This window comes from Pedobacter sp. MC2016-24, from assembly GCF_015223055.1.
Lineage (GTDB): Bacteria > Bacteroidota > Bacteroidia > Sphingobacteriales > Sphingobacteriaceae > Pedobacter.
Genome location: NZ_JADFBX010000001.1, coordinates 524,428 through 539,117, shown reverse-complemented (window position 1 = coordinate 539,117; position 14,690 = coordinate 524,428). Strand labels below are relative to the sequence as shown.

General features: G+C 40.8%; 15 protein-coding genes. 9 read left to right on the top strand and 6 right to left on the bottom strand.

The window, feature by feature from the left end; all coding sequences use genetic code 11:
- The first annotated feature begins 3 nt into the window (after positions 1 to 3).
- Both IM797_RS02505 and IM797_RS02500 read left to right on the top strand, forming a co-directional pair.
- Positions 4 to 324 (top strand): DUF6686 family protein, encoded by a 321-nt coding sequence (locus IM797_RS02505; RefSeq protein WP_228098684.1) that lies wholly within the window; start codon positions 4 to 6, stop codon positions 322 to 324.
- 105 nt (positions 325 to 429) lie between these two features.
- A complete protein-coding gene (locus IM797_RS02500) occupies positions 430 to 1,437 on the top strand; it encodes an LLM class flavin-dependent oxidoreductase (protein WP_194125507.1) in 1,008 nt (335 codons plus the stop codon).
- A gap of 6 nt (positions 1,438 to 1,443) precedes the next feature.
- Here IM797_RS02500 and IM797_RS02495 read toward each other — a convergent pair whose 3' ends face one another.
- Positions 1,444 to 2,328 carry a LysR family transcriptional regulator gene (locus IM797_RS02495; RefSeq protein ID WP_194125506.1) on the bottom strand — a complete coding sequence of 295 codons (885 nt, stop codon included), beginning with the start codon at positions 2,326 to 2,328 and terminating at the stop codon, positions 1,444 to 1,446.
- 89 nt (positions 2,329 to 2,417) lie between these two features.
- On the opposite strand from IM797_RS02495, the gene IM797_RS02490 reads away from it, so the two are divergent.
- The 4 genes from IM797_RS02490 (at position 2,418) to IM797_RS02475 (ending at position 5,878) form a co-directional block, all read left to right on the top strand.
- Positions 2,418 to 3,143, top strand: coding sequence for a trans-aconitate 2-methyltransferase (locus IM797_RS02490; protein WP_194125505.1), 726 nt, complete (start codon positions 2,418 to 2,420; stop codon positions 3,141 to 3,143).
- Positions 3,144 to 3,198: 55 nt separating this feature from the next.
- The gene (locus IM797_RS02485) at positions 3,199 to 4,041 is read left to right on the top strand and encodes a protease complex subunit PrcB family protein (RefSeq protein WP_194125504.1); all 843 of its coding nucleotides are present in this window, start codon (positions 3,199 to 3,201) and stop codon (positions 4,039 to 4,041) included.
- Positions 4,042 to 4,229: 188 nt separating this feature from the next.
- On the top strand, positions 4,230 to 5,237 hold the full coding sequence (locus IM797_RS02480; RefSeq protein ID WP_194125503.1) for a hypothetical protein: 1,008 nt from the start codon (positions 4,230 to 4,232) through the stop codon (positions 5,235 to 5,237).
- A 20-nt stretch (positions 5,238 to 5,257) separates the two neighbouring features.
- The gene (locus IM797_RS02475) at positions 5,258 to 5,878 is read left to right on the top strand and encodes an HAD family hydrolase (RefSeq protein ID WP_228098683.1); all 621 of its coding nucleotides are present in this window, start codon (positions 5,258 to 5,260) and stop codon (positions 5,876 to 5,878) included.
- Between the two features lie 93 nt (positions 5,879 to 5,971).
- Here IM797_RS02475 and IM797_RS02470 read toward each other — a convergent pair whose 3' ends face one another.
- The 5 genes from IM797_RS02470 to IM797_RS02450 form a co-directional block, all read right to left on the bottom strand.
- Positions 5,972 to 7,081 carry a C1 family peptidase gene (locus IM797_RS02470; protein ID WP_228098682.1) on the bottom strand — a complete coding sequence of 370 codons (1,110 nt, stop codon included), beginning with the start codon at positions 7,079 to 7,081 and terminating at the stop codon, positions 5,972 to 5,974.
- A gap of 47 nt (positions 7,082 to 7,128) precedes the next feature.
- Positions 7,129 to 7,947 (bottom strand): methionine ABC transporter substrate-binding lipoprotein MetQ, encoded by an 819-nt coding sequence (metQ, locus tag IM797_RS02465; RefSeq protein WP_194125502.1) that lies wholly within the window; start codon positions 7,945 to 7,947, stop codon positions 7,129 to 7,131.
- Positions 7,948 to 7,961: 14 nt separating this feature from the next.
- Positions 7,962 to 8,618 (bottom strand): methionine ABC transporter permease MetI, encoded by a 657-nt coding sequence (gene metI, locus IM797_RS02460; RefSeq protein WP_194125501.1) that lies wholly within the window; start codon positions 8,616 to 8,618, stop codon positions 7,962 to 7,964.
- Positions 8,611 to 9,642 carry a methionine ABC transporter ATP-binding protein MetN gene (gene metN / locus IM797_RS02455; protein WP_194125500.1) on the bottom strand — a complete coding sequence of 344 codons (1,032 nt, stop codon included), beginning with the start codon at positions 9,640 to 9,642 and terminating at the stop codon, positions 8,611 to 8,613. The genes metI and metN overlap by 8 nt, the downstream gene beginning before the upstream one ends.
- A 101-nt stretch (positions 9,643 to 9,743) precedes the next feature.
- Entirely contained in the window at positions 9,744 to 10,886 is a 1,143-nt protein-coding gene (locus IM797_RS02450) for a histidine decarboxylase (RefSeq protein ID WP_194125499.1), read from the bottom strand.
- 418 nt (positions 10,887 to 11,304) lie between these two features.
- On the opposite strand from IM797_RS02450, the gene gatB reads away from it, so the two are divergent.
- The 3 genes from gatB (at position 11,305) to IM797_RS02435 (ending at position 14,678) form a co-directional block, all read left to right on the top strand.
- Positions 11,305 to 12,768: an Asp-tRNA(Asn)/Glu-tRNA(Gln) amidotransferase subunit GatB gene (gene gatB, locus IM797_RS02445; protein ID WP_194125498.1), complete on the top strand. Its 1,464-nt coding sequence runs from the start codon at positions 11,305 to 11,307 to the stop codon at positions 12,766 to 12,768.
- Between the two features lie 5 nt (positions 12,769 to 12,773).
- Positions 12,774 to 13,883 (top strand): TlpA disulfide reductase family protein, encoded by a 1,110-nt coding sequence (locus IM797_RS02440; protein WP_194125497.1) that lies wholly within the window; start codon positions 12,774 to 12,776, stop codon positions 13,881 to 13,883.
- Positions 13,884 to 13,988: 105 nt separating this feature from the next.
- Complete coding sequence (locus tag IM797_RS02435; protein WP_194125496.1) at positions 13,989 to 14,678, top strand: response regulator transcription factor; 690 nt, start codon at positions 13,989 to 13,991, stop codon at positions 14,676 to 14,678.
- The last annotated feature ends 12 nt before the right edge of the window (positions 14,679 to 14,690 follow it).

The following is a 14,690-nucleotide window of genomic DNA, read 5'->3' as shown; positions in this document are numbered from 1 at the left end:
AATATGTGCAATACTGTAATTTTAAGCACCAAAGGAGAAACTACCATCAGAAGCTGCATCAATTGTAAAGTGTTTTATTTGTGGCACAATAACCTGCTGCTCACTTTTACAGATAAGGCTTTTAGCGCATTTTACGATGTTGTAGAAGCTTTGTCGTTTCATAAAAATTGCCTGCCTTTTCCAGATGATGAAGACCGCGTCATCTTACACACACCAAATGACGACATCTGCTTCGCCTTTAAGGTAGAAGAATTTGAACTTTTTAAAGAGGCGATGACCGAAGCGTTATACATGAACAGTGTTTACATTTTAATGCGAGTATAAAACCGACTTGTAGGTTTAAAGTCATATCCTTTAGCGGAGCCGGACATTCAGCCAAAACTGCCGTAATTTTGTATTTCTGTTAAGCAACATTGAATGTTAAGCCATATGAAGAAACTACTTAATCATACGCCGTTTTCTGTATTAGACCTTGCAACTGTTATTGAAGGTAAAACTCCGGCAGATACTTTTAAAACCAGTTTAGATCTGGCTCAGCATGTAGAAGGCTGGGGATATAACCGTTATTGGCTGGCCGAGCACCACAACATGATCAGTGTAGCCAGTTCTGCTACTTCTGTGGTGATTGGGCATATAGCCGGAGGAACAAAAACCATACGTGTGGGGTCCGGTGGCATCATGCTGCCCAATCATTCGCCGCTGGTTATCGCCGAACAATTTGGCACACTGGAATCCCTGTATCCCGGCAGGATTGACCTGGGGCTTGGGCGTGCGCCGGGAACGGATCAATTGACAGCCATGGCTATTCGTGGAGAACGCTTTAATGCGCAGAATAGCTTTCCGCAAGATGTATTGAAACTGCAAGCCTATTTCTCTTCGGAAAATATTAAAAGCAGTGTACGCGCCATACCTGGCGAGGGACTGGACATTCCCATCTGGATTTTAGGGTCAAGTACAGACAGTGCGCGTTTGGCTGCAGCACTTGGATTGCCTTATGCATTTGCCAGCCATTTTGCACCAGCACAATTTTTAACAGCCATAAATATTTATCGTCAGAATTTTAAACCTTCTGAATATTTGAAGGAGCCTTATGTGTTGGCTTGTGTAAATGTGGTTGCTGCAGATACCGATGCAGAAGCAGAACGTTTGGTTACTTCACTGTATCAGTTATTCATGGGCATAGTAACAGGTAAAAGAAGGTTGTTGCAGCCTCCGGTTGACAATATGGATGAGGTTTGGGATGTTTATGAAGAAGAGCAGGCGAAACAAATGCTGGCCTGTACTTTTACCGGAAGCAAAGAAACTCTGCGCAATGACCTGCAATCCTTTTTAGACCAGACCGGTGTGGATGAAATTATGGCTACATCCCATATCTTCGACCATCAGGCCAGGTTACATTCTTACCATTTACTTTCCAAGGTCTTTAAAGGAGAATAAGCGGCGCTAAGCTTTAAAATACGCTGAAAATCTTGAACTGAACCAGGTGATCGCTTCATTTTGATGAGGCTTATGTGCGAGTACAACTTCTGTAGTCTCAGATAAACCTGGAAGTTCAAGATATTTTAAACTGAGGTTGGGAAAGTGGTCCCTGACTGTTCTTGGTAGAATCGATACACCAGCGCCGTGCGCCACCAGTCTTAATATGGAATGTACATTGTTGGCTTCATGGGTAATTTCAGGTATAAATCCCAGTCGCTGACACACCTCAATTAATTTTTCATAATAAACAGGTGCATAATCGCGGTTGAAAAAGATGAAAGGTTGACTGCTCAGGTACTTCCCCAGGTTACTTTGATATTTAACTGCCGGGGTGTTTTCAGGAAACACTACAATAAAAGGATCATGGAAAAGTGTCAATACTTCCAGTTTTTCCGAGTGCACGGGTGCCCGCATGATTCCGATGTCCAGTTTGCCATCTTCCAGGGCCTTGACCTGTTTAATGGTCGGAATCTCAAATAATTTAACGGTTAGAAAAGGAAATACGTTGCGCATTTCCTGAAGGGTATCCATGAGATGTGGATGGTAGGTAGAACTGATATATCCAATTCTTAGTTCGCCACTTAAGTTGTCATGGAGTTCTTTTACCATCTGTTTACTCTCTGTCAATATTGAAAATATAGCATCTACTCGCTTTTTGAAATAGTGTCCTGCAGGCGTCATGGAAACCTGTTTGTTGTTGCGTTCAAATAATCGCGCACCCAATTCTTCTTCCAATTCACGGATTTGCCTGCTTAGCGGAGGCTGTGAAATGAATAATTTTAAAGCTGCTTTTCTAAAATGCAGTTCCTCAGCTACGGTCTTGAAATACAACAAATGTCTAAGTTCCATGATACTTATTGGATATCAATAATTGATTAAATTGATATTTTTCAAATATCACAATTATCTCTAGGTTTGAAATAACAAAAATATTTTTTATGGAAAAGAGTAATAAACAGCAAAAATCAAGTATCGAGGAAATCAGGGATCGTTTTGACCAGGATGTAGAGCGTTTTTCCAACCTGGATACCGGACAGCAAACGATTATTGATGCACCTTTGAGTCTGGAACTCTGTACCAGCGCAGCCTTTTATGTGAACAAAGATGCCGGCGCCATGCTGGATATAGGCTGTGGTGCCGGTAATTATACTTTGAAAATGCTGGAGAAAATTCCGGATTTAGATTGTACATTGATCGACCTGAGTATGTCAATGTTAACCCGTGCGCAGGAAAGGGTTTCGGCAGTAACAAAGGGACAGGTGAAAATCTTGCAGACTGATATCTTACAAACCGAATTGCCCAATAGTGAATATGACATTGTACTTGCCGCTGCGGTATTGCACCATTTGCGAACAGATACCGATTGGGAGCAGGTGTTTAGAAATATATACCAGTCCTTAAAACCCGGTGGCAGTTTTTGGATTTCTGATCTGATTGAGCATGAACCCGCCGCGATTAACCAGTTGTTCGAAGAAAGATATGCCCGGCACCTCGATGATCTTGGCGGCCCGGAATATCGTCAGCACGTATTGGATTATATTGCCAAAGAGGATACGCCGCGCTCAGTTTCTTTCCAACTTAGGCTTTTAACAAAAGTGGGGTTTAGCTACACCGAGGTATTGCATAAAAATGCTTGTTTTGCTGCATTTGGTGCTGTGAAGTAAAATGTAGTTAAACAGAAAAGGCAATTTGTTATCTTCGTTAATAAAATACATTCCTATGAAATTATTAACGGCATTGATCATTCCGACTTTATTATTGGCTACAGCAAATGAGCCCTTAATAACAATTAAAAACAATCCGGTTAAAATTGAGATCCAAAAACCGATAAGTAAGGTTAGTTTTGGAAAGGGGATAGATTTAATTGTTAAGGCCCTTGGCCTGAATATTGATAATATCCGCTTTATCAAAGCGCCGAAGGCTACAGATTATGTCGTGAAAGCAGACAATAAGGCTTATTATGCTCAGTCTATCATTATTGCAGCCTGTAATGGAATCAAACTCAACCGTTCGATGAACCCTGCTGCTTCAATGACAAGAGAACAATTTGCGATCGGTTTAAACGAAGGCATTCAAGGCACCGGCAATTATCCGGTAAATATGATGTGGCTGCAAGTCAATGATGAAAAAAAATTCGGTCAGGGCGGACTTGCGTCGGTACAAAATCTGGTTAAGTTCAATGTGGTTAAGCTTGAAAATGGTAATTTTCGTCCCAAAGCTTTAATTACTGCTACTGAGGCTGCAAAAATGCTGAATCTTGCTGCAGCTTTTGTGAAGGCACATCGAGAGGCCAATGTTGAAGGTCGCACTTATGAAGAGGTTACCTTAACGAGTTCGGCTGTAAATTCCGAAGTCAATAAAATTGTGCTGTCACGTGGAGAAAAGCCAAATTCAGGCTATCAGATTATAATCAACCGCATTGTATTCACAGCTTCCGAGGCAACAGTTCATTACCAGTTGAGCGATCCTAAGTCTGGAAATTCTTATTTACAGGTGATTACAAATCCTAAGGCCGAAACATTTATAGGATCGATGTACAAAATAAAGCTCCAAAAGGACTAAAAAGAGCATGAACATATTGTGGAAGATATATCCTGAACAAGTTCCCGGAAATTGTGGTTAACAGTTGAATAATTAAAGTTTATTGAATAGCTTCGCCATTCTAATTCAAACAGCTGAAATTTTGTAACAAGCTATCAGATCCATAATCTAAATGCTTGTTATTTATTAAAATATCTTGATTATACTTTATGCGCAACAAAATTCTACTTGTCTCTGTATTTTTGCTTTTTCTAGCTGGTAAAATTAAGGCGCAGCAAATTGAAGGCAAAATAAGCCTGCATACTTTTGCCGACAATAGGGAATATGCCAGATCGGGAAGGTTTTCTCAAACCATATTTGGCATGCGGATTTCCCCGGAGCTGGGTTTGTCCTTAGATAGCGTACATCGCCTAAGGGTTGGGTTTAATGCTCTACATGAGTTTGGCTCTCCGAAATTCACCAATAAGATAGACATTGTTGCTTATTATGAGTACAGGAAGCAGGACTGGAATTTCTTTATGGGAGCTTTTCCAAGGTACAATCTCCTGTCAGATTATCCACGTGCTGTACTTACAGATACCTTTAATTACTATCGTCCAAATGTAGAGGGTATGTTGTTGAAATATGAAAATGAAAACTGGAAGCAGATATTTTTTATAGACTGGACCAGCAGGCAGACTGCTACCGACCGTGAGAATTTTATTTTCGGATTATCTGGCGGATTTAAAAAGAACCTGTTCTTTGCTTCTTACCATGGAATGATGCTCCATAATGCGGGACCAGCAGTCGAGATTCCGGGAGATCATGTGGAAGACAATGGTGCGCTTTCTGTTAAAGCGGGATTGGATCTTTCAAAAAAAACTTTTCTTGATTCTTTAACATTTAACGTCGGAGGTTTGATGTCTTTCGAACGTGTACGTTCCGTAGGAGGATGGCAGACGCCGAAAGGAGTGTTGCTGGAGATGTCAATGGAATACCATAGATTCGGTATCACCAATTCGTTTTATACCGGCGAGCGGCATAACATCAAATATGGCGATCAGTTTTATACAGCCAAAACCTATAACAGAACAGACTTGAGCTGGAGGCCAAAAATTTACGGCGGAATAGAAGGACAATTTACATTGTCGTTCCATTTTCTTGAAGGTGTGATTGATAGTCAGCAGGCATTTGGTTTGAGGTATAACATTTCCGGAGCCCGGAATCTTAAAAAATAAAGTTTAGACATAATCAGCATATGATCAGTACAAGTCCGATAAAGGTAGTTTTTTTTGATGTGGGTGGCGTGTTGTTAAACAATGGCTGGGGACATCAATCGCGCCAGGAAGCTGCGCGTGTGTTTGGTATCGACTATTCGGAAATGGAGGTCCTGCATAGTTTTATCTTTAATATTTATGAGATTGGTAAAATTACGCTGGACGATTATCTCGATACCGTAGTTTTTAACCACCCCAGAAGTTTTACAAAAGAAGATTTTAAGACATTCATGTTTGCGCAGTCGGAAGAGTTACCAGGCTTATTACAATGGCTTAAAGACTGGAAGCGAAGCTGTGGTTTTCGGATCATTTCAGTAAACAATGAAGGCCGGGAGCTGAATGAATACCGTATTAAAAAGTTTGGTCTACACGATTGTTTTGATGCTTTCATTTCTTCATGCGAAGTAGGGATGAGGAAGCCTGATCCTGGCATTTTTAGACTGGCCATGGGGATCGCCCAGGTGAGTCCTGATGAATGTATCTATTTTGATGATCGAATTATGTTGGCTCAGGCTGCACAAAAATTGGGTATCAGAGCCATTCACCACCAGGATTTTTTAAGTACCCGGCAGATATTGGAAGCTGTGAAAGCCGCCCATTAAGACCAACCTAAAATAAACCCGTTATAAAGATTTAAACCTAAAAAAGCCTGATCACATCAATGATCAGGCTTTTTTACTACATAAAGTAGAGGCTTACAACAGGTTCAGCTTCTTTTTAAGTTCTTTGGAAAGAGCCGCTTTTGGTAAGACTAAACTTACAGTGTTGATGGCGAAATAAGGTTCAGAAACTTCCAGATAACCATTGAAAGGACCAACTGCTCCCCATGAGTTTTTAACTTTAAAAAATAGTTTTCCAGCATCGCTCTGATCTAAACCTACCAGGTGCATCAAGTGATCGTCTTCGGTCGTTATGTTTTCATACAGCTGCTGACGCAATTCCGGACTGTATGCTGCTTCTTTTGCATCTGGATTCAATTGATCCTTTTTAGCATCTGATTCATCTGCAAATAACATGGCATATCCCTTTCGCTGCTGAAAGCCGATATTGCTCACATCGGCATCCCACATTACCGTATATCCATTTTTTAAAGCGGTTTTTGTCAAAGCCAGCATTTCATCAAGCGGAATATTGTAAAAAGAACCATTCGCGAAATTATCCGGGGCCTCCAGTACAAATTGCTTGTAATATGGGTGGTGTGTGAAGGAGCTGATGCTTACAAAGTCTTCAGCATTGAATTTGAGTACTTCCTTGGCAAAGGTTTTAGGAGTATAGTTTTTTCCCTTATAATCAAAACTTGCAGGCGGTGTTCCCATTTTTTGGTCCAACAGCTGCATATAGCCCTGTAACCAATTGTTGGCAATCGGGCGTTTTTTCAGCGTGCTGTCTAAATAGGATTTTAAGGCTTCGGCCAATCCAGTATGGTTTGGTATTTCGCCACTTGCACCTTGAAAAGCCTCCTGTGGCATTGCACCATATTTTTCTGTAGCCTGGATCAGGTCGTGACCTAAGCCTCCTTCACCAAATTGAGCTTTGCCCTGGCGCAAAATGTAATTGATGGCTTTCTCTATATAAACATTACGGGCGGCAAACATTTCCGACAGATTCAGTTCCCCCAATCCTTTACGGATTTCTTCTGATTCAATTAGGGAGGTGGTGGAATAGTTCCAGCAAGTGCCCGATTGGCCTTGGTTTTTAACAGTGGTAGTTGCGTTGTTTTTTATTGGCTTTAAAGTGGTTTCCTGAGCTTGAACGGCAAGTGTCAGGCCAAGCGCACAGGCAACCATTGTAAGTCTTTTCATCATGATGTTTTAAGTTAGTACGCTAAAAATAAGAAATTATAGCATAATTGCTACCAGCCTTTTACTGCACTTCCTTTAAATTCTTTCTGAGCCGCTTGATTGACTTCTTCAGATTGGTAAGCTTTCACAAAGTTTTTTACTTTTTCAGCATCTTTATTGTCCTCACGGCTCACAATGATGTTAACATATGGTGATTCTTTTTCCTCAACAAATAAACCATCTCTGGCTGCGATTAAACCAATTGGCGTAGCGAAAGTGTTGTTAATGATGGCGATGGTTACGTTTTGATCATCAAGTGCTCTTGGTAATTGTGGTGCCTCAAGTTCCAGGATTTTTAGGTTCTTAGGGTTTTCAGCAATGTCAGTTACTTTAGGTACCAACCCAACATTGGCTTTTAATTTTAACAACCCCGCTTTTTGTAACAGCAACAGTGCGCGGCCACCATTGGTCGCATCATTCGGGATGATGACCGTACCGCCATCTTTCAATTCTCCTATGGTCTTTATTTTTTTAGAATAGCCCGCAAGCGGATAAACAAATGTATTGCCAACCACCGCGAATTTATAACCACGTTGTTTAGATTGTACGTCAAGAAAGGGCCTGGTCTGAAAAGCGTTTACATCAATATCTCCTTGTAAAAGTGCTTCGTTGGGCATCACATAGTCGTTAAACTGCACCAGTTCTACATCTAAGCCATATTTCTCTTTGGCAACTTTTTGTGCCGTCTGGGCCACAACATATTCCGGTCCGGATTCTACACCCACCTTAATATGGTTTGGAAGGTCTTTTTTAGCGTTGCCGCCGCAACTCAATAGGGCAGTGGTTGCCAGTACAAGACTTAAAAGTTGAATTTTGATAGTTAATTTCATAAGCTAATGTAATTTTATTTTCTGTGATCTGCACGTTTAGATAAATAGTCTCCGCCAAATTGAATGATGAAAACCAGGGCGACAAGAGACAGCAATACTGTATTCATAACCACCACATCATAACCTACGTAACCATACTGATAACCGATTTGGCCGAGGCCACCTGCACCAACAGCCCCACCCATAGCAGAATAACCCACCAGTGTAATCAGGGTAATGGAGGCGGTATTGATCAGCGATGGTAAGGCCTCAGGAATCAGTACTTTGATGATGATCTGGAAGGGAGTGGCACCCATCGCCCTTGCTGCTTCAATGAGCCCGTTTGGTACTTCAATCAGGCTGTTCTCTACCATCCTGGCAATAAAGGGTGCTGCGCCAATACTCAGAGGAACCAATGCGGCCTGAACACCAATGGACGTACCAACCAGTGCCCTGGTGAAGGGGATCATCCAGACAATTAAAATAATAAAAGGTATAGACCTGAATACGTTGACAAAAATGGCAAGGATGGTATTGATGGTTTTATGTTCCAAAACCTGGCCCTTACGGGTCATGAATAGCATAATTCCTGCAGGTAAGCCAATTACAAAACCAAAAAAGCCAGATACAAAGGTCATGAAAATAGTTTCCCAGGCGCCTTTTAGTAACAATAAAATCATAGCATCAGACATATCCAAGCACCTCCACGGCTACATTTTTACTTTCATAATAATCAATGGCCAATTGGTTGTTTTCGGCGGTAGCCGATACCTCTATCAGCATTGATCCAAATTTTACTTCACCAGCATACCCGATTTGTGCAAACAGGATATTGTTATTTACGTTAAACAGTCGACTGGCTTCTGAAATTACGGCCTCTTCTGAAGATTGTCCGGTAAACTGAAGCTTAAGTAAAGGCTTGCTACCCGCATCAGCAACAGGCTTTAATTTGTCAAGATAATGTTGGGGAATATTGACTTTAAGTGAAGAGGCTATAAATGCCCGCGTAATCTCTGTTTTTGGGTGTGCAAATATTTCGCTTACAGTACCTTGTTCAATCAGCCTGCCTTCGCTGATTACAGCTACCTCGTCACAAATGTTTTTGATGACTTCCATTTCATGGGTAATCAGTAAAATGGTGATTTTTAAGCGCTTGTTGATATCTTTCAGTAAGTCAAGTATAGAGGCTGTGGTCGCTGGATCGAGTGCACTTGTGGCCTCATCCGAAAGCAATACTTTTGGATTACTAGCCAGTGTTCTTGCAATTGCAACACGTTGTTTTTGTCCGCCAGACAAGTTTGAGGGATAATCATTTGCCTTTTCCTCCAGGCCAACCAAGGCCAGTAATTCCTGAACACGCTTCCTGATCTGATCTTTCGGCATACGGTCTAACTCCAGCGGAAAGGCAATGTTCTGAAAAACGGTTTTCGAAGAAAGCAGATTGAAATGCTGAAAGATCATTCCAATCTGCCTTCTTTCTTTAGCAAGCTGTGCAGGAGATAGGCTTAACAGCTCAACCCCATCAACGCTTATTGTTCCGGAACTGGGTTTTTCTAAAAGGTTCACAATACGTATCAATGTACTTTTGCCAGCACCCGAAGAACCGATTACCCCAAATATCTTTCCTTTCGGAACATGAAGTGTAACTTCAGATAAAGCAGTAATGATCCTGTTTTTCTGATGAAATTCCTTCGTTATGTTTTTTAGTTCAATCATTAAGCAGCCTTTACAAAACGATCATAATTCAAATTATGACAGACGATGAATAATAAGGCTGCAAAGATAGTATTTATTCTACTCGTTTGGTAGTCTTTTGTTTAAACATCTGATAGGTCTGCCAAAAGTTCATCAATCTGCGATTGCGTCACATTGGGCATACAGATGATGTGTGACCAGCCTCCTTCGGCAGCCAGCTGCCATTTCTGACGGATCCTCAATTCAGGCTCAGGAAAGTTAACCGTAATTGCATTGTTGTTTCTCCAGGCCTCAATACCCATCTCATTGAGTTTCAATTCGGCATAAGCAGCGGTTTCCAGGCAGTGTTGTGCCCTGGCTTTCAATCCCTCAATTCCCAGTTTTTTAATGGTGTACCATAAAAACAAGGGACTATGCCCATTTCTTGATCCGGAAATTGTAGTGTCCATACTCCCTATATAAGCTACAGATCGTGCGATGCGGTCGCGGTTCGATTTTTTAGCAATGACCACACCACAAGGCATTGGTGATCCAATAAATTTATGTCCGCTAATCGCTATACTGTCTGCTCCATCAGCAAAGTCAAATGCTGGCCTCGGTTCAATTAAGGCACTATAGCTACCCGACAAGGCCCCATCTGCATGAATGTAATAATGTTTAATGGCCAATTTCTTTAAAATAAGCTTGATTTTTCCGATGTCATCCCGTGCCTCTGTCATGGTGGTGCCAATGTTTGCCATGATGATCACAGGCATGTGTCGATTCATGCGAATTGTATTTTCCAGATCTTCATAGTCGATTTCGCCATTGGCTTGCGTGCTGATCACGATATTTGGCATATTTAGTAAATGAAGGTTCTTCTGTACGCTATAATGTGTTGCTTCAGAATAATAAACCATGCCTTTTGGATGTAGCTCGCGTGCAAGGTATAGGCCATATAAGTTACCTTCAGATCCACCATTGGTAACGTAACCCCACCAGTCATCTGCAGGAGCCCTGAACAATTCTGCAAAAAACTGAACCACCTCTTTCTCCATTTCACGCGAACCTACGGCATAAGTAGAAGGCACAAAAGGATCTCCCAAATTATTCATGGGGTATTGCAAAAAAGGCATTAACGCTTCATAGTTAAAGTCTTTTGATACAGGATATCCCATAAAATATGCCGTGTTCACTTTTACTGTTTCCAGTAGTTCAACAAGCATTTGGTTTTCTGTCGGAGATAAAATGGCGTTTTCGCTTGATGATAAAAGTGTGGTGTTCATTTGAGTTATGTTTGTTCACAAAGCTATGTCAACTGTAATAATATTTGTATTTAATATTTTAAATAAGAATATTATATTTTTTATTTGGATATAGAAAAATTATATGTTGTTTTTATTGTGTGCTGAACTTTAAGTTGAAAGAAAATTTGCTTCGAGATTCACTAACCCTGCTTATTTCGGAAAAATAGTTTGTGTTGAACGGGGTCTTTCAGGCAGATTCCCGATTTTTTTAAAAAGAGACATTCCTGTACAGCGGATACATTTCCAAATCTGTTCATTCTTCTTGATCAATCCGCTTAAACTCAAATTAAATGCATTACTATGAGTATAATTCTAGCTACAAAATCTATTTGTACCGCATAAATGGTTATGTTTGTATATTAAAACATCATTTAACAAAGATAATTATTGCCTATAAATGAGTACGAAAACTGCAGTTTCTCCATCAGAATTCGAATTGGTATCTGGCCTGGAAATCCACGTACAACTAAATACAAAATCTAAAATATTTTCTTCCGATAGTGCTTCTTTTGGTGCAAAACCGAATGCACACATTTCCCCGGTTTCTTTAGCGTTGCCAGGCGCACTTCCTAAATTAAATAAGGAGGTTGTTGCCAAAGCCGTTAGAATGGGATTGGCCTTGAATTGCAGCATCAATCAAATCAATTACTTCGACCGTAAAAATTACTTTTATGCGGATTTACCTAAAGGATATCAGATTACCCAAGATAATAAGCCGATCTGTCAAAATGGTTTCATCAATGTGACTTTAAGTACCGGTGAAGAAAAGCGGATTGGGATCAATAGAATTCACCTGGAAGAAGATGCCGGGAAGAGTTTACACGATCAGCACGAGCGTTATTCCTTTGTAGATTTAAACAGGGCAGGCGTTCCATTGATTGAAATTGTAACCGAACCAGACATCAGGAGTGCTGAAGAAGCTTCCCTTTTGCTTACCGAAATCCGTAAATTGGTAAGACATCTGGATGTAAGCGATGGCAATATGGAAGAGGGCAGTTTGCGTTGCGATGCCAACATTTCCATCCGGGAATTTGGTGTGCAGTTGTTCGGTACGCGTTGTGAGGTTAAAAACCTGAATTCGATACGGAATGTACGTCGGGCCATCGATTTTGAATTTGGCAGACAACGAGAGGTGATTCTTTCAGGCGGCCAGATCATCCAGAGTACGCTCAATTTTGACGCAGAACGGGGAACTACCTCACCGATGCGAACTAAAGAAGAAGCCAATGATTACCGCTACTTCCCAGATCCAGATCTGGCCCCGGTTCATATTTCAGATGAATGGCTGGCCCAACTTAAGTTTGATATGCCCGCATTACCACAGGAAATTACCAGGAAACTGGTGTTGGAATGTGGGGTTAGTGTTTCCGAAGCCGCAATTCTGGCTGAGGATCATGATCTGCTTAAGTATTTCAATAACGCTCTGCCACATGTCAACAACAAACGAAATCTGGTGAACTGGCTTACAGGTGCAATTCGAGCAGTATTGACTGATCTCGATCTTGGCATTGCAGACTTTATGGTCAGTCCCGAGCAATTGGCCGATGTAATCAACCTGGTAGATGATAAAAAAATCAGTCAGCAAAATGCCTTACAGCAATTGTTGCCTGCATTATACCAATCTGCCGGTCAGGACGTTCTGTTGGTAGCCACAAACCTGAATTTGTTAATTGAAGAGAATACAGATGAACTGGAAGCTTTTGTAGCCAGTGTGCTGTCTAAATATCAACCCCAGGTTGAATCGTATAAAAAAGGGAAAAAAGGAGTATTGGGCTTATTTGTTGGCGAAGTTATGAAAATGGCCAAAGGAAAAGCAGATGCTCAGAAAATAAATCAATTGGTACAAGATAAGTTAAAATAAAAATTATGATGAAGCGCGTTGGATATTTGCTATTGCTTTGTATTGCTTTTGCAGCATGTAAGGACAAAGATAAATTTGTAATAGAAGGGCAATTTAAAAATGCCACCCCTGGTAGTAAAGTGTATTTATTTGGTTTGCAGAAAGACCAGGCCAAACCTCTCGATTCGACTGTATTCTCTGAAAAAGGCGACTTTAAATTCACACACAGCACACCGGCAGTAGACTTTTTTAGAATCTCCTCTGGGCACAATGAATATATGGTGATTGCTAAAAATGGCGATCAGATTAAGATCAACGCTGATTTAGCCGATAAAACCCTTGCCTATAGCATTTCAGGTGCAATGGAAGCCGATAAGCTGGAAGAATTAAATAAAACCAAAAACCAGTTTATGGTAAAGATTGCAGAAATCCAGAAGCAATTCGAAGCCGCTGTAGCAGCCCAGCCTGATAAAAGGGATATGGTGATGGAACAAATGCGTCCTGCTTATACACATGAAATTGACGAACTGAACAAAGCGGTACTGAAATTTGCGCAGACCAACAGCACTTCATTGGCTGGCTTTTATGCGATCAACCTGTTGAGTCCGACTGAATACGAAAAAGAACTGGTTGACTATTCCAATAGCATCAAAGACCAATTTAAGGACAATGCAGCTGTACAGGAATTTTTGAATAAAACGGCAAAATTGAGATCTGTACAGGTTGGACAACCGGCACCACAGTTCACTATAAAAGGGGTAGACGGCAATCCGATCAAATTGGCTGATTTTAAAGGCAAATATGTGATGCTTGATTTTTGGGCTTCATGGTGTCAGCCGTGCAGACAAGAGAATCCAAATGTTGTTAAGGCTTACCAGGCTTTTAAAGATAAGAATTTCACCATTCTGGGAATTTCTTTAGATAAAGATGCGGCTGCCTGGAAGGTTGCAATTGCTGCAGATCATTTGACCTGGTCACATGCCAGCGACCTGAATGATTTTGAAAGTCCGACTGCAATGCTTTATGCAATAGATGCCATTCCGAGTTCGTATATTATTGATCCCCAAGGTAAAATTGTAGCTAAAAACCTTCGTGGAGCAGAATTGGATGCCTTTTTAAATAAGACTTTACGCTAACCCTAAATTCATGTTAATATAATCAGGTCTGTTAACAATTTGTTAACCTGAGTTTAACGGTTTATTATAATTGATTACCTAATTTCGTAACAAATAATTAAAGCTATGAGCACTGTAAAACAGAAGATACTGATTGTGGACGACGAACCGGATATTTTAGAGTTAATCGAATATAACCTTAAAAAAGAGGGGTATCAGGTTTTCCTGGCTAGTAACGGACAGGAAGGCATTACTGTGGCAAAGAAAGTACATCCAGACTTAATTATTCTGGACATCATGATGCCTAAGATGGATGGAATTGAGGCTTGCAGGCTGATGCGTGCCATTCCTGAGTTTAAAAATACATTTATGGTCTTTTTAACAGCAAGGAGCGAAGAGTATTCAGAGATCGCCGGGTTTAATGTTGGTGCAGACGATTATATTGCCAAGCCAATTAAACCGAGAGCTTTGGTAAGCAGGATCAATGCCATTTTGAGAAGAAACTCCAGTGCAGATGAAGTATCTGAAAATAAAGTAGAGATCGGAGATCTGGTTATTGACCGCGAAGCCTACCTGGTTTATCAAAACGGAGAGAAAGTTGTTTTAGCTAAAAAAGAGTTCGAATTGCTGTACTTATTAGCCTCTAAACCAGGTAAAGTATATACCCGTGAATCCATACTTAAAAATATTTGGGAAGACTCTGTTGTAGTGACCAACCGTACCATAGATGTACATATCCGCAAACTTCGCGAGAAGCTGGGTGAAACTTATGTGGCTACTGTAAAAGGAGTGGGGTATAAATTCGAACTTTCTTAGTACTTTTGTAGC